Origin of the sequence: Staphylococcus sp. GDY8P45P, assembly GCF_017892745.1 — a bacterium.
In the GTDB taxonomy this organism is placed as follows: domain Bacteria; phylum Bacillota; class Bacilli; order Staphylococcales; family Staphylococcaceae; genus Staphylococcus; species Staphylococcus cohnii.
Window position 1 is genome coordinate 1 of sequence record NZ_JAESLS010000024.1, and the last position, 15,815, is coordinate 15,815.

The 15,815-nt window shown below is 32.8% G+C and carries 16 protein-coding genes and 3 pseudogenes; 16 read left to right on the forward strand and 3 right to left on the reverse strand.

The window, feature by feature from the left end:
• Window positions 1-380: Rib/alpha-like domain-containing protein (locus KA873_RS13295; RefSeq protein ID WP_348634409.1), on the reverse strand; the 380-nt coding region annotated here is incomplete at its 3' end.
• Window positions 381-490: 110 nt separating this feature from the next.
• The gene (locus KA873_RS13300; RefSeq protein ID WP_056936136.1) at window positions 491-838 is read right to left on the reverse strand and encodes a MerR family transcriptional regulator; all 348 of its coding nucleotides are present in this window, start codon (window positions 836-838) and stop codon (window positions 491-493) included.
• 77 nt (window positions 839-915) lie between these two features.
• Here KA873_RS13300 and KA873_RS13305 point away from each other — a divergent pair, with 77 nt between their 5' ends.
• From KA873_RS13305 to KA873_RS13360, 13 genes and pseudogenes are all read left to right on the forward strand, one after another.
• Window positions 916-1,599 carry a type 1 glutamine amidotransferase domain-containing protein gene (locus KA873_RS13305; RefSeq protein WP_210140573.1) on the forward strand — a complete coding sequence of 228 codons (684 nt, stop codon included), beginning with the start codon at window positions 916-918 and terminating at the stop codon, window positions 1,597-1,599.
• A 21-nt stretch (window positions 1,600-1,620) separates the two neighbouring features.
• Window positions 1,621-2,286, forward strand: coding sequence for an SDR family oxidoreductase (locus tag KA873_RS13310; RefSeq protein ID WP_210140574.1), 666 nt, complete (start codon window positions 1,621-1,623; stop codon window positions 2,284-2,286).
• A 3-nt stretch (window positions 2,287-2,289) separates the two neighbouring features.
• Complete coding sequence (locus tag KA873_RS13315) at window positions 2,290-3,294, forward strand: NADP-dependent oxidoreductase (protein ID WP_210140575.1); 1,005 nt, start codon at window positions 2,290-2,292, stop codon at window positions 3,292-3,294.
• Between the two features lie 9 nt (window positions 3,295-3,303).
• Window positions 3,304-3,669, forward strand: a complete 366-nt coding sequence (locus KA873_RS13320; RefSeq protein WP_069821800.1) for a DoxX family protein — start codon at window positions 3,304-3,306, stop codon at window positions 3,667-3,669.
• Between the two features lie 313 nt (window positions 3,670-3,982).
• Window positions 3,983-4,369 (forward strand): annotated as a pseudogene (isaB, locus tag KA873_RS13325) (immunodominant staphylococcal antigen IsaB family protein); the annotation flags it as partial.
• A gap of 138 nt (window positions 4,370-4,507) precedes the next feature.
• Window positions 4,508-4,624 (forward strand): annotated as a pseudogene (locus KA873_RS13785) (hypothetical protein); the annotation flags it as partial.
• Between the two features lie 190 nt (window positions 4,625-4,814).
• Complete coding sequence (locus tag KA873_RS13330) at window positions 4,815-6,314, forward strand: NAD-dependent epimerase/dehydratase family protein (RefSeq protein ID WP_107521317.1); 1,500 nt, start codon at window positions 4,815-4,817, stop codon at window positions 6,312-6,314.
• A gap of 50 nt (window positions 6,315-6,364) precedes the next feature.
• Entirely contained in the window at window positions 6,365-6,865 is a 501-nt protein-coding gene (locus tag KA873_RS13335) for a TspO/MBR family protein (RefSeq protein ID WP_002467556.1), read from the forward strand.
• A gap of 4 nt (window positions 6,866-6,869) precedes the next feature.
• Complete coding sequence (locus tag KA873_RS13340) at window positions 6,870-7,343, forward strand: glycosyl-4,4'-diaponeurosporenoate acyltransferase CrtO family protein (RefSeq protein ID WP_021459573.1); 474 nt, start codon at window positions 6,870-6,872, stop codon at window positions 7,341-7,343.
• On the forward strand, window positions 7,344-8,834 hold the full coding sequence (locus tag KA873_RS13345; protein ID WP_046207807.1) for a phytoene desaturase family protein: 1,491 nt from the start codon (window positions 7,344-7,346) through the stop codon (window positions 8,832-8,834). It abuts the gene before it with no gap.
• A 66-nt stretch (window positions 8,835-8,900) separates the two neighbouring features.
• A complete protein-coding gene (locus tag KA873_RS13350) occupies window positions 8,901-9,944 on the forward strand; it encodes a glycosyltransferase family 2 protein (protein WP_107504587.1) in 1,044 nt (347 codons plus the stop codon).
• 55 nt (window positions 9,945-9,999) lie between these two features.
• Window positions 10,000-10,881 carry a phytoene/squalene synthase family protein gene (locus KA873_RS13355; RefSeq protein WP_019469197.1) on the forward strand — a complete coding sequence of 294 codons (882 nt, stop codon included), beginning with the start codon at window positions 10,000-10,002 and terminating at the stop codon, window positions 10,879-10,881.
• Entirely contained in the window at window positions 10,878-12,383 is a 1,506-nt protein-coding gene (locus tag KA873_RS13360; protein ID WP_047502988.1) for a phytoene desaturase family protein, read from the forward strand. The genes KA873_RS13355 and KA873_RS13360 overlap by 4 nt, the downstream gene beginning before the upstream one ends.
• Window positions 12,384-12,559: 176 nt before the next feature.
• Here KA873_RS13360 and KA873_RS13365 read toward each other — a convergent pair whose 3' ends face one another.
• On the reverse strand, window positions 12,560-12,985 hold the full coding sequence (locus tag KA873_RS13365) for a pyridoxamine 5'-phosphate oxidase family protein (protein ID WP_019469199.1): 426 nt from the start codon (window positions 12,983-12,985) through the stop codon (window positions 12,560-12,562).
• A 183-nt stretch (window positions 12,986-13,168) separates the two neighbouring features.
• Here KA873_RS13365 and KA873_RS13370 point away from each other — a divergent pair, with 183 nt between their 5' ends.
• From KA873_RS13370 to KA873_RS13380, 3 genes and pseudogenes are all read left to right on the forward strand, one after another.
• Window positions 13,169-14,542 carry a cryptochrome/photolyase family protein gene (locus tag KA873_RS13370; RefSeq protein WP_107504589.1) on the forward strand — a complete coding sequence of 458 codons (1,374 nt, stop codon included), beginning with the start codon at window positions 13,169-13,171 and terminating at the stop codon, window positions 14,540-14,542.
• Window positions 14,543-14,563: 21 nt separating this feature from the next.
• Window positions 14,564-15,004 (forward strand): antibiotic biosynthesis monooxygenase family protein, encoded by a 441-nt coding sequence (locus KA873_RS13375; RefSeq protein ID WP_348634411.1) that lies wholly within the window; start codon window positions 14,564-14,566, stop codon window positions 15,002-15,004.
• A 208-nt stretch (window positions 15,005-15,212) separates the two neighbouring features.
• Window positions 15,213-15,712, forward strand: a pseudogene (locus tag KA873_RS13380) (GNAT family N-acetyltransferase).
• Window positions 15,713-15,815 lie beyond the last annotated feature (103 nt).

The window sequence follows — 15,815 nt, forward strand, 5'->3', positions numbered from 1 at the left end:
GGTAATTGACTCTCATCATCCACTGTGATTTCTGGTTGTACTTTATCACTTGGATATTCTGGAATTGTTACAGCTCCTGTCACATCGTCTGCTGTTGTTGGTGTACCGTGATCTTTTGTCACACCTTCTGTTGTTGGGTCGTAAGCATCGTTATCTGCTTCTTCTCCTACTGTTACAGGTACTTTGATGTGGTCTGTTGTACCATCTGGATACGTCACTGTCACATCTACTTCTGTTGTTCCTGGCGTATTACCGTCCGGTAATTGACTCTCATCATCCACTGTGATTGCTGGTTGTTCTTTATCACTTGGATAATCTGGAATTGTTACAGCTCCTGTCACATCGTCTGCTGTTGTTGGTGTGCCGTGATCTTTTGTCACACCTTCTGTTGTTGGGTCGTAATTACGAGCATCTATTCTAGCTTATCCACCCGACGCAATTTTCTGACTCATTCTAGCTTTGCCTATCCACCTATCGCCCTTTTCCTTCGTCACTCGGTCATGGCAGTTTGTATTTCTTGTTCAATTAAGTCGATATGTTTACTGATCAAATTCCTTTGTTCATTCAAGAATTCTAGGTGTGCGCGTAACACGCTTGGGACATCTATTTGGTTTTGATAAAGCATGTCTGTGTTTTTTCGGATTTCTTTTAATGGCATATTCAAATTGCTTAGGCACTGGATAAATTTAATCATTTCGATATCGTCGTCTGTGTATAAACGCTTGTTATTGCTATCTCTGTCGATGTGTTTCAAGATATTCTTTTTCTCGTAATAACGCAGTTTGCTTTTAGGTATATTGCAATAATCTGAGACATATTCAATGTAATATTGTTTCATGTAAGCATATCCTTTCTCTTAAACCAAGGTTTAACTGATATTGTAATCTATATAAACATGAATGAGGAGGAAAGACAATGAAAAAGGCTTTAATTGTTGTAACAAACATTGCGAAATACGATAATTTAGACAGACCTACAGGTGCGTGGTTCTCAGAGGTTACGCATTTTGCGAAAGACTTCTATGATGCAGGTTATGATGTTGATTTCGTAAGTCCGAACGGTGGATATGTACCTATTGATCCTGTCAGTCTTAGCCCTGAAATGATGAGTGTTGAGGACTGGAAATATTATACGGATCACGATTATATGAATCAATTTGGACAAACGTTATCTCCAAAAGAGGTTAATCCTAGCGACTATCAAGCCATTTACTTTGCAGGTGGACATGGTGCGATTTGGGATTTAAGAAATAACAAAGAACTTAACGACATTGCGTTAAGTATTTACAATAACCAAGGCGTTCTCTCTTCTGTATGTCATGGTGCGGCTGGTCTACTCGACATTAAAGAAAATGGCGATTACCTCGTTCGTCATAAAGACGTGACTGGTTTTACAAATAGTGAAGAACAAGCAAATGGTACAACTGAATACATGCCATATTTATTAGAAGACGAATTTATTAGTAACGGTGCACATTTTAAAAAAGAGGATGACTGGAGTGATTTCGCAGTCGTAGATGGTCGCATTGTCACTGGTCAAAATCCTCAATCAGGACATGCAGTTGCTGAACATGCTTTAAAAATCTTAGCTAATCAATAATTTTAAAAAGGAGCGATACACATGAAATCATTAATAATTGGCGCTCATGGTGGCGTTGGTCAACATCTCGTACGCAAACTCAAAGCACGAAACGTTGACTTTACTGCCGGTGTTAGAAAAGAAGAACAAGTTGAAGTTTTAAAAGCAGATGGTATTGATGCAACTTACATTGATGTTGCAAAACAATCTATTGATGAATTAATAGAATTATTTAAACCGTATGATCAAATCCTTTTTTCCGTCGGTTCTGGTGGAAGCACAGGTGACGATCAAACAATCATAGTAGATTTAGACGGTGCAGTGAAAGCAATTAAAGCAAGTGAACACGTCGGTCGTCAACATTTTGTTATGGTATCAACGTACGACTCACGTCGAGAAGCGTTTGATGCGTCAGGCGACTTGAAACCATATACCATTGCTAAACATTATGCGGATGACTACTTAAGACATGCAAATTTAAAATATACCATTGTGCATCCAGGCGCTTTAACAAACGAACATGAAATGCAACAATTCAATATGAGTGCGCAATTTGAAAATGTACAAAATCCGTCTATTACAAGAGAAGATGTAGCAGAAGTGCTTGTTTCTGTATTAACTGATGAAGCATTACAAGGTCACGAATTCCAAATCATCAATGGTGATTTGTCATTATCAAACGCCACGACTAAATATCTGGAGGAATAATAAATGAATAATCAACAAGTTGTACTTGCAAAACGACCACAAAGTATCCCTCAAGACGATGTATTTAGATTTGAAACAATAGAAACTCGAGAACCACATGCAGGTGAGGTTCAAGTAGAATCCATTTATGTATCTGTAGATCCTTACATGAGAGGCAGAATGAATGATACAAAAAGTTATGTTCAACCTTTCCAAGTGAATGAGCCATTACAAGGTCATATTGTTGGAAAAGTCACACAATCGAACGATGAACGTCTATCTGTCGGTGATTATGTCACAGGCATATTACCATGGAAAAAGATAAATACAGTGAATGGAGACGATGTGACCCCTGTGCCATCAAAAGATGTACCATTACATTTATATTTGAGTGTTTTAGGCATGCCGGGAATGACGGCCTATACAGGATTGCTTCAAATTGGTCAACCACAATCTGGCGAGACGGTTGTCGTGTCAGCTGCATCAGGTGCAGTAGGCTCTGTCGTAGGACAAATTGCTAAGATTAAAGGCGCAAAAGTTGTCGGTATTGCTGGTGGTAAGCAGAAAACAACATATTTAACAGATGAATTAGGATTTGATGCGGCCATTGACTATAAACAAGATGATTTCGCACAGCAACTCGAAGCGGCTGTACCAGATGGTATTGATGTGTATTTTGAAAATGTAGGCGGCGCAATTTCTGATGAAGTGTTTAAACACTTAAATCGATTTGCACGCGTTCCGGTATGTGGTGCAATTTCAGCATATAATAATGAAAAAGACGATATTGGACCACGTATCCAAGGAACGTTGATTAAAAATCAAGCATTGATGCAAGGTTTTGTAGTAGCACAATTCGCTGATCATTTTAAAGAAGCAAGCAAACAACTCGCACAATGGGTGTCTGAAGGTAAAATTAAATTTGAAGTGACGATAGATGAAGGTTTTGACAATTTACCTTCTGCATTTAGAAAGTTATTCACAGGAGAGAATTTTGGTAAACAAGTTGTCAAAGTCGCTGAAGAATAGGAGAAGACTATGAAAAATATCATCGTAAGATTCATATTTAGTTTACTGTTTTATAAAAGTGGTGTTGCACACTTTAAAAATAAAGATATGTTTTTAAAAATCGTGCCGTCCTATTTACCTTTCAAACACGCAATAGTTAAGTATTCGGGCATATTAGAATTTATAATTGCTTTTTATGTACTCGGTGCTAAAAATAGATCACGCGTAAGAAAAGTAGTACAAGGATTCCTTTGGCTCGTATTTCCTGCAAATATTTACGCTGCACGTAAGAACATCTCTTACAAAGATGAAAGAGATGAAACAGATAGTGTTAAGCAGCATGTCATTCGTTTACCATTACAATTTGTCATGGTCGCACTTGCGAAACTATTATAAGACTTATCATAGCCACGCCTGGAACATTACTTTTGTTCCAGGCGATTTTTTAATATTTACACTTAAAATCGACGTATATCAAATGATTCTCTTGACAACGCTTATGTGCTCTTTGTTTAAATAAGCTCATATCAGACATTTACTTTTCAATTTTTCTATAGTGATAAGCTTCTAAATTAAGAAAAGCATAAGTTAATTTGCGTGTATGAGTGTAAGAAGAAATAAAAAATGTATTTTATCATGTGATGCTATCGCAACATTGTAACATTAATGTAATAACGTGACCTGTAAGACAAATATGAGGAGGGTTTTTATGAAAAAAGTTTCTAACTTTATTTTAGCTAGTAGTTTAGTTTTGGGCTTTTTCGTAACGCCCGAATTATTTAATATCACTCAAGCACATGCGCAAGAATCTGTGAAACCTTATTATCGTTACAGTGGTTATACAGCAAATCAAAGTAATTTTATTCTAGATAAGAATTTTAAAACATCTCAAAAAGCTGATAACTTCAAGATTAATAATTACAAGATTACTAAAAATGCATTAGCTAAAAATAATAAAGATTTACACGATCCAACATATTACGGGGTTTCTAATCATAAAGCGAATGGTGTTTTCTTCTTATTAGACGGTAAGTCAGTGAGCAAAAAAGAATTATTGAATCATTACGGTGAACCAAAGTATACATCTACATCAGCCTGAGGCAAAGAATATATGTATAAAATTGGAAATGATGACTTTTAAAATATAAAGTTGTAGTAGATACATTGTAAAAATAAACTTAAATTGCTCAAATACTTTTCAATAATATCGGAATATATATTAAATCGAAATTGATTATATAGTACCAAAGTAAATATGGTACTAATTCCAGCTTATACAGGAAAGGGGAAAGAGTTTTTTTATACTAGTGACATCATTAAAGCAAGTAAGATTATTCCCTTTTTTAGATAATTGTGATGATTCGTAGACTTAATTCATAATTCTTGCTAATAAAGATTGAAAAGCTTTAAGAAGGGTATAATATTAAGTAAGAGACTTGGAGCTCTTGTCAATTAAGATAATGAGCAAGTGAGCTCGTTAAGTTAAAGATGAGCTGAGGTAAAGTTTACCTGCCATCTTTTTCTATTTGGAGGCTAAATATATGAAAAAAATATTATTAACAGGCGCTTCGGGATATATCGGTAGTCACTTAATGAATAAATTAAAAGATAACTATGAAATTATAGCTATTTCTAGAAATATAGAAAATAAATCAAATGAACACAATGTTACTTGGAAGGCAGCTGACTTGTTTGATTTAAATGAAATCACTGAGGTAATGGAGGATATTGATATCGCTATATATCTTGTCCATTCTATGATGCCTTCAGCTAAGTTGACGCAGGCGAGCTTTGAAGATATGGATGCATTATTAGCTGATAATTTTGCTAAAGCCGCAAGTTATAACAAAGTTCAGCATATTGTATTTATGAGTGGTTTGATACCTAATACAAATGAATTATCACCACATTTAAGAAGCCGTTTAGAGTGCGAACAGATTTTAGGATCATATGGTGTACCAGTAAGTACTTTAAGAGCTGGTTTGATTATAGGCTCTAAAGGAAGTTCTTACCCTATATTAAAAAAATTAGTAGAAAGATTACCTGGCCTGTTACTACCAAAATGGGCTTATAATACAACATTGCCAGTTGCAATAGACGACGTGATTGACGGTTTATATAAAATTGTAGAGCGTAATCCAAATGAGAACGAATCGATAGATATTGGTGGACCTAGTCATATGACTTATAAAGATCTATTCAAGCAAACTGCAGAGGTACTAGATAAACGATTACCTACGATAGATTTGCCTATTATTCCCATTTGGCTAAGTAAATATTGGGTGAAACTTATTTCAGGTGTTCCAAAAGAAATGGTCTATCCGTTAATGGATAGCTTAATTCATGATATGATTAGAAATGATGAAAATATTGTGAAAGACATTTCTATAGGCAAGATTGATTATAAGGAAAGTGTGCGTAATGCCTTGGAAGAAGAAACTAAGACACAAAAGAAAGGGAAGTCATCACGTAAGGGCGATATTAAAGATGTTAGAGCAATATCAAGGGTAGTCTTACCTAAAGATGTAAATATGATTCAATTGGCAGAATCATATGCAAATTTTTTAAATAGAATTACATTAAATGTCGTTAATAGTGATTTTAACGAAGATAACTTTACGATTAGTGTGCCGTGTTTAAATAAGGACTTACTATTATTAAGTAAAGATTTTAAAGCTTCTAATAATGAGAGAATTTTATATCGAATTGTTGGTGGAGATTTCGCTTTAGATTCAGATGGTGGTAATGCGAGATTAGAGTTTAGAAGATTACCTAATAGTGACGCATGTATCATAGCGTTACAAGAATATGAACCGACGTTACCTTGGTGGGTATATAAGTATACCCAAGCAAAAGTTCATAAAAGTGTAATGAATCTTTTTAAATTCAAGATTAATAGCCAAAAAACTAATAAAGGAGAATACTTTAATATGAAGAAATTTATTTTACCAATTGTTATTTCAGGTGCTATTGTCTTGAAATTATATGGATTGAAGAAGTATTTAGCTAGAAAAAATAACATGTCTAATGCCGAACTATAGCTATTAGATATAATAGCTAGTTACTTTTACAAAAAAAGAGGGGATCAACTATGAAAGCAAACGAGATAATTAAAACAATTATAAAAGTTATAACACCAATTACAGGTGGTAAATTTATAGGGAAATTTGCAGTGAAAAACGCGAGAAAAGATTATAAAAATAATGTTAAACCACCTTTTTCACCACCCGGCTATGTCTTTCCAATTGTGTGGCCAATACTTTATACAACGATGGGCGTAGCTTATGCATTAGTGACTAATAAATCTACTAGTAAGGCTTTGAAAGGTGCTTATTACTCACAATTAAGCCTGAATTATCTATGGTCGATATTATACTTCAAATATAAATTACGCTTTAGTGCGTTGATAGAGAGTGTTGTATTACTGGGCGCAGTAGTTACAACAACTGTAAAATTTTTCAATGTAAAAAAAGTTGCTGGCATTTTACTAGTTCCATATATGCTTTGGAGCGCTTTTGCTACTTATTTAACAGCTGGTAATTGGTATTTAAATAAAGATAACCCAAGCTATACAGCGAAATCTGAGCATTAAATTGATGAAAAAGATTATATATATTGCGCTATATTGGTTTATAGTTCAAATGATTATTGCTCAACTTGGTACTCGTATTAGTTATAAGTTCTTAGAAAAAGATAATAAGTATTTTCGAAGTTGGAATTTTGAACAAGAGGGTCAATTATGGCAACAATTAGTTAAAGTGCAATATTGGAAAGATCATTTGCCAGACGGTCAAAATCTTAACCCTAATATCAGTAGTAAAGCGACTTTCGATTTATCTAAAAATATGAATGATATACAGCGATTTATATTAGAAACTAGACGTGCAGAGGTGGTTCATCTGCTATCCATATTTCCTGTTATTGCGTTTTTTAAAGCGTCAAAAAGTGTTAAAATAATTAATTTTATATATGTCATTATAGCTAATGTGCCTTGTATGATTGTTCAGCGCTATAATCGCCCTAAGTTAATACGTATTTATAATAAATTACAAAAAAGAAAAGGTGATTAAATGGGAAATAAGAAAGTGGTTGTCATAGGAGGTGGCTTGGGAGGGATTGCCAGTGCAATTTGTATGGCTCAAGCAGGCTATCAAGTGGATTTATATGAACAAAATAAGCATATCGGTGGAAAGGTAAATAGGTTAGACATAGATGACTATGGATTTGATCTCGGTCCATCAATTTTAACCATGCCTAAAGTATTTCAACGCCTATTTCAACGATGTGATGAAAGGCTAGAAGATTATGTTAGCATTCGTAAGTTAAGTTTACAGATTAGAAACGTTTATCCAGATGGCCAAATTTTAGATTTATATGAATCCATGGAAGATATGTTAACAAATAATGAATCGTTAACAAATAAAGATATAGAGCAACTTTCTTCGTTTTTTAGTTACGCACAAAAGATACATCAAGTGGCTGAAAAAAGCTACTTTGATAAGGGGTTAGATACGATGTATGCAATCATTCGTTATCATGGTCCATTTTCAGCTTTAAAGCAATTCGATTATTTTCATACAATGCAACAAGCCATTAATAAAAGGGTAGATAACCCATATTTAAGAGAAATGCTAGGTTATTTCATAAAATATGTCGGCTCCTCATCTTATGATGCTCCGGCTGTATTGAGTTTATTACCTCAAATGCAACATGAGGAAGGTTTGTGGTACGTAGATGGTGGCATTCATAAGTTAGCGGAAGCGATGGAACAATTAGCGAGAAAATTAGGTGTGGGCATACATTTTAACACCCCTGTAAAACGTATCAATTATAATAGTCAAAATAAAGTGACAGGGATAACAATAGAAAGTAATAAGGAAATATATGCAGATTACATTATATCTAATATGGAAGTAATCCCTGTTTATAAGTATTTATTGAATTTTGATGCAAACCAAATAAACAAATTGGAACGTAAATTTGAGCCAGCTAGTTCAGGTTATGTCATGCATCTTGGTGTGGACAAAAGTTATCCAGAGCTTCAACATCATAACTTTTTCTTTTCAAGTAATTCTAAAGTTAATTATGATCAAGTTTTTCACCAGTATGTTTTGCCTGAAGATCCGACTATTTATGTAGTGAATACAAATAAAACAGATAAGACACAGGCGCCAGAGGGACACGAGAATATAAAAATATTGCCACACATACCGTACATTCAGAGTAAGTCATTTAGTGAAGCAGAATATCTGCAATTCCAAGAACGTATATTGGATAAATTAGAGTCCATGGGCTTGAAAGATTTGAGAAAGCACATTGTATATGAAGACGTATGGACACCACATGATATAGAAAATACATACAATTCTAATAAAGGAGCTATATATGGCGTAGTATCCAATAAGAAGAAAAATAAAGGTTTTAAATTTCCTAAAAAAAGTCAGTACTTCAAAAATTTGTACTTTGTAGGTGGTTCTGTAAATCCTGGCGCTGGTATGCCTATGGTTACTTTGAGTGGTATGCAAGTAGCAGAAGCTATTATTAATGGAGAAAGTAGTTGAGGCTGAATGATACTTTATATAATAGCAATAGTATTGACGATACTATCACTAATAAGTGGAATGTGTATGTATGCGCGTCGAGCGATTATAAATAACTCCGGAAAAGGAAGAGGTCAGACAGCCGTCAGTGTTATTGTACCTGCTAGAAATGAAGCGGAGAACTTACCTAAATTACTTAACAGTATAAGTAAAGAGCAAGAAATAGAAGTAATTGTTATGGATGATGGTTCAACTGATGAGACACAAGTTGTCGCTAGATATTATGGTGCGAGCGTATATACTGTTGAAAATGATACTACATGGCAAGGTAAGTCACATGTTTGTTGGCAAGGTAGCAAATATGCAACGCATGATTTATTAATGTTTGTTGATGCTGATGTTCAGTTTGCTTGTGATGATAGTATTCAAAATATAGCCAATCAATATGATTTACAAGGTGGTAAAGGTTTGTTGTCAATACAACCTTATCACAAGATAAAAAAGCTATATGAAAATATATCGGCGATTTTTAATTTAATGACAATCGTAGGTATGAATCAATTTTCAATCACGAAATCAGCAAATAATGAGCAAGCCGCGTTTGGACCAGTCCTTGTGACAAATAAGCAAGATTATAAATTGACACAAGGACATTTGAAAGCTAAAAATCAAATCATTGAAGGCTTTGCAATAAGTAAAGCATATAATCAGCAAGGTTTGCCAGTTAGTTTGCATGAAGGCCAAGGTGTAGTGAATTTTAGAATGTATTCTCAAGGATATAAAGCGCTATTAGAGGGTTGGAGTAAACACTTTGCACTTGGCTCTCAAGTAACTAAAAAGTCTACGCTTACGTTTGTATTTTTATGGCTGTTTGGTTCACTTACAACAGTTTTAGCGATAATTTTTTCAATTAATTTAGTCTCGTTATATATATTATTAGCTATTACTCTATATTTTATATATGCGATACAATTTCATATATTTATTCGAAGAACAGGAAATTTTAATATCGTTGCGAGTTTATGTCATCCACTGCTCTTCATATGCTTTGTCGTGATATTTTTTAAATCATGGTTAGATATCAATGTATTCAAACGTATATATTGGAAAGGCCGTAGAATAGATTTATAGCTTAGTTTTTTATACAAATGTCACGAAGTTCTAGGCTTACTGAGGAGGCCAATAAATGAATCAATTAGAGAGAGATTATAACCATTGTCACAATATAATGAAAGAACATTCAAAAACGTTCTCATATGCCTTTGATTTTTTGGATTTAAAAAGGAAAAAAGCAATTTGGGCTATTTATGCAGTTTGCAGAATTATAGATGACAGTATTGATAAATACAAAGACCTTGAGCAATTAAACGGCATAGCTAGAGATTTAGATGTGATTTATAGCGATTGTGATTATATTCAAGCGTATCAAAGTGATGCAGCTATTATGAATGCTTTAAGTAATACATTGAATACATATTCAATACCTAAAAAACCTTTTGAATCTTTAATTCAATATGTGAAGGAAGATTTAGTTTTAAAAGAAATGAAAACTGATTCAGATTTATATGAGTATTGCTATGGTGTGGCAGGTACTGTCGGTGAATTGTTAACTCCTATATTAACTTCATCAAATGAAAATAATTTCGAGCAAGCTGAAGAAGCTGCGATTGCTTTAGGCAAGGCAATGCAAATAACTAATATTTTAAGAGATGTCGGCGAAGATTTTCAAAATGGAAGAATTTATCTAAGTGTAGAAAAATTAGCTCAATATCGAGTTAATCTACATTCTATATATTATGAAGGAGTTACGCCAAATTATATAGAACTGTGGGAAAGTTACGCTACAGAGTCAGTTAGGTTATATGATATTGCATTAAACGGTATTAATTATTTTGACGAAGAGGTACGTTACATTATCGAATTAGCTGCGATAGCTTATCATGAAATACTTGTGGAAGTAAGGAAGGCAAACTATACGTTGCATAAGAAAGTATATGTAAGCAAATTGAAAAAAATGAAAATTTATCGTGAACTTAGTGCGAAATATAATAGGAGTGAAACATTATGAAGATTGCAGTTATAGGCGGCGGTGTTTCAGGTTTAGCTGCAGCTTCAAGATTAGCAGCAAACGGTCACCAAGTAGATTTATATGAAAAGAACCAACAAATAGGTGGCAGGATGAATCAGATCAAGCAAGATGGATTTACATTTGATATGGGACCAACCATCGTAATGATGCCTGAGATTTATCGAGACGTTTTTAATTACGCTCAAAAAAATATGAATGATTACTTGGAAATTAAACAATTATCACATATATATGATGTTTATTTTAGTGAAACAGATCAAATTCGCGTTCCTACAGATCTTGCTCAATTAAGAGATATGCTTGAAAGTATTGAACCTAACTCTACATATGGTTTTATGTCCTTTTTAACAGATATATACGAAAGATACGAAATAGCACGAAAATATTTTCTAGAACGTACGTTTAGGAAACCTACGGATTTTTATAATCCTTTTACTATATATCAAGGTATGAAACTCAAAACATTTGATAAAGCAGATAATTTAATTGAAAAATATGTTGATAATGAAAAAATCCAAAAGATTTTAGCGTTTCAAACATTATATATAGGTATCGACCCTAAACGAAGCCCGTCATTGTATTCAATTATACCCATGATAGAGTTAATGTTTGGCGTTCACTTTATAAAAGGTGGTATGTATAGCTTTGTCAGAGCGCTTCAAACGCTAAATGAAGAATTAGGTACTCAAATTTATACCAACGCAAACGTTGAAGAAATTATCATTGATAGTAGGTATAAGCGTGCGGAGGGACTAAAAGTAAACGGACATATAGAAAAGTATGACAAAATAATTTGTACTGCTGATTTTCCATATGCTACTTCATCTTTAATTAAAAATGAACATCATCCTAAGAAGTATACGACACAGAAAATTGATAATATGGACTATTCTTGCTCAGCCTTTTTAATGTACATAGGGGTTGATAAAGATTTATCTGAAGATATCTTGTTACATAATGTTATATTTTCAAAGGATTTTGATAATAACATCAATGAAATATTTTCCGGGGAAATATCCCAAGATCCATCAATATATGTATACGCTCCTAGTGTGGAAGATCAGTCGTTAGCGCCAGAAGGTCAAACAGGTATTTATGTGCTGATGCCCGTTTCAGAATTGAAAACAAGTAATACGGATTGGTCTGATGAGTCAACAATCACACAAGTGAAAGATATTATTTACAATAAGCTTTCTACGATTAAAGCGTTAAAAGATTTGAAAAAGCAAGTTGTGACAGAAATTATTTATACGCCTAAGGATTTTGAAGGAGATTATAATGCTAAATTTGGAGCAGCCTTTGGTTTAATGCCTACTTTAGCGCAAAGTAACTATTACAGACCGCCTAATGTGAGCAGAGATTACAAAAATTTGTATTTTGCTGGAGCTAGTGTTCATCCAGGGGCAGGAGTGCCAATTGTACTGACGAGTGCTAAAATTACAGTTGATGCTATGTTAGAAGATATTAATAATGGTATATAAAAAACGGGAGTGGGACAGAAATCAAATTTTCTAATATAGATTTCGTAGTCCCACCCCGGCAAGGGTGACTAGGATTGAAAAAAGCTTGATATAATCGCATTTTCAATTCAGTCACCTACTGCCAAATTGAAAACGAGCCTGAGACATCTATTTATGTCCCAGGCTCGCCTTTTTAACTAATCGAACGTAATGGTTTGTGGTGCGTCTAATTTTTTATCGTTCATAATTTTTATGGATTTTGGTATTACTTTAATTACACACAAGTTTGGATCATCCTTAGAGTCAAAAAAGGACTTATCTTGTTTGTTCCAAATCCAATCAATAGTCTCTTGATCTTTCAGTATTTCAACATTAGCATCAATTTCTAGAAAACTACGATTATTCGTTTCATCGTAACCTATAAGTACATGAGCTTTGGGATTATCTTTAAATTCAGCAATTTTTTTAGACTCAATGCTTGTCTTAGTATAAAGTGTGTGTCCATCATTATAAAATACCATGTATCTACTATTAGGTGTATTGTTATGTGCAGTAGATAGGACACCTATTTTTGATGTATTTAATATATTTTCAATTTCATTTTGTAATTGTTCGTTATTCATAATTTAATCACCTCTGATAATAATATACCCTGAAGTTGCCTATAATATGTAAGGTATTAAAATTTATTTTATTTTTTAGTGAATTATACAAAAGTTAAAACGGGTATATGATTGAAAACACAATCTTAAGTTAAAGGACAATTATAAAGTGAATTTGTATGAAACAAGCTGGGAGGCAATAAAATGCATTTAGGAGTCATACTTAACAGAGTTTTTAGAACGAAAGATAATCCACTTTTTCAATATATAGTGAAGCATCAAAATGAGATAAATAAATTGTATTTTATCTTACCTTTAGAAGATTTAACTGACGCATCAGAAGTAAAACGTGACTATTACTATAAAGTTGTAAAAGGATTTGTAAATGCTTTAGATAAGCATGATATACAACCTTATATTGTCACATACGAAAAGCTAGGTGAATTAGCAGAAACATTGGCGTTATCTCACGTATTAGTAGCAAAAGATATTATGAGTTATCACAAAGAAATATATGACTATCCTCATGTAAAAAAGGCTTTTGAAAATCACCAAGTTACAGTAATTGGACAGCGCGTGAATCATTATTTTGAGCCAACAAAGACTTTTAATAAACAGCAACAGCCTTATAAAGTATTTACTAGTTTTTATAAAGCAAATCGTCAGGACTTAGTACACACCCCTAAAAAAAGTTATCAATTTAAGCAGTTGTCTCAAATTGCGGAAAAGGGTTCAAATCAAAGTGACTTAAAATTTGAAAATAATAAAGATATAGAAAAGTTAGCGCGTAAAGCTTGGGATGATTTTTTAAATGGTGACATAGCTCATTATGATAAATTGACTGACGATGTGTCGCAGGATTTTGTAAGTGGATTAGGTAAATATTTAGCATATGGACTACTCGATATTCGTGAAATTATAAATGATTTACTTGAAGATTATGAGAGCGATGAAAAAAATTATGAAGCTTTTATAAGAGAGGTTATATTCCGTGAATTTTATTATGTGTTAATGACACAGTATTCAGAAACGGCAACTAAATCTTTTTCTGAAAAATATCGAAACATGCAATGGTCGTATAATAAAACACATTTTGAAGTATGGAAAAAAGGTCAAACTGGTTACCCAATCGTTGATGCTGCAATGAAGAAGCTGAATCGTACAGGATATATGCATAATCGCTTACGAATGGTCGTATCACAATTTTTAACGAAAAATTTATTTATTGATTGGACTTGGGGGGAGGAGTACTTTAGACAGTATTTGATAGATTATGATAATGCATCTAATGTACATGGATGGCAGTGGTCAGCATCAACTGGAACAGATGCAGTGCCTTATTTCAGAATGTTTAATCCTATACGTCAAAGTGAGCGTTTTGATGCGCAAGGGTATTTTATTAAAACACAGCTAGAAATATTTAATGATGTGAGCAGTAAATACATTCATGATCCAACTAAATATAAAGACAAGTTACAAGAAATTTATCATATTGAAATTGGAAAAGATTATCCACAGACTATCGTGAATCATAAAAATAGTAGAGATTATGTTATGGATAAATTTAAGCAATTTTGACATATCATCCAATAAAAAGGAGTGATTCATTTGTTGAAAAATGAAATACATCGTATTTATTTAGACAAAAATAATAATGAGGTAACTATTAATAGATTTAATGCGACATATCACTATACTATATTAGAACAAATTAATGATTTGCCACAATATGGTTATGCAGTTTTAAACCATTTATATGCTAATCCTGGTTTAGAGGCAGACTTCGAGCGTGTGTTCTTAAATAGAGATAAACATCTAGAGAATACTGAAGGGTTTGAAAATCTATTATTTCTAAAGCCACATAGTACACATGAACATCATGTTATCATTACGTTTTGGCAAGACGAAGCAGCTTACAAACATTGGCAAGAGTCTCAGGAATATAAAGCATCCCATAAAAATAGAGGAACCAAGCAAGGTGCTGATAAATCTATTGTAAACAGAAACCTATCATTTAATATTAGTTTAGAATTTAAATAACATAATTTTTGAATTAAATGATATTTCTGCAAACATATAGGCGAGTTATTTAAATACTAACTTGCCTATTTTTTAAGCGATATAAAAATTTTAGCAAAATCACTGATAAGGGGAAGCTTATCACAAGTGATGCGTTTTTTTTATCTTCAGGATTTATTAATCATTAAGTAAATAGGAGGAATAATTATGATCTTTGGTTACCAAGTAGATAAAGATATTAGAAGAACGTGAAGCATAACAGTTATTTAAATTAGTAGAAAGTAACCGTAAGTATCTAGCAGAATTTCTACCTTTTGTTGGACATACAAAGAAGCTTGAAGATAGTAAGAATTTTATCCATTCAGCATTGCAACAATTTATTAATGGTAATGGTTTTCATTGTGGAATATGGAGCAATAAAGAACTTATTGGAGTTATTGGATTACATTATTTAGATTTAGTTAATTAAAAAAACTTCGATTGATTATTATTTAGCTGAAGATTTTCAAAAGAAAGCTATCATGACTAGATGTACTAAAACTTTAATTTGTTATGTATAAGAAGAATATGATATTAATCGAAATGTCTACCAAAAATAAGAAAAGTCGAACTATACCAGTAAGACTTGGATTCACACAAGAAGGTATCCTAAGAAGTAATGAACGTTTACAAGGGGAATTTTTGGATAGTTATGTATATAGTTTGTTGAGATATGAGTATTATAAATAACTAACTATCTAATTTATAAAAATTTTTTAGTTTGATCAAAATTACTGATATAAGATAAATTTATATTAGTAGTTGGTAATTGAAAAGTCAAGTCCAGACTCCT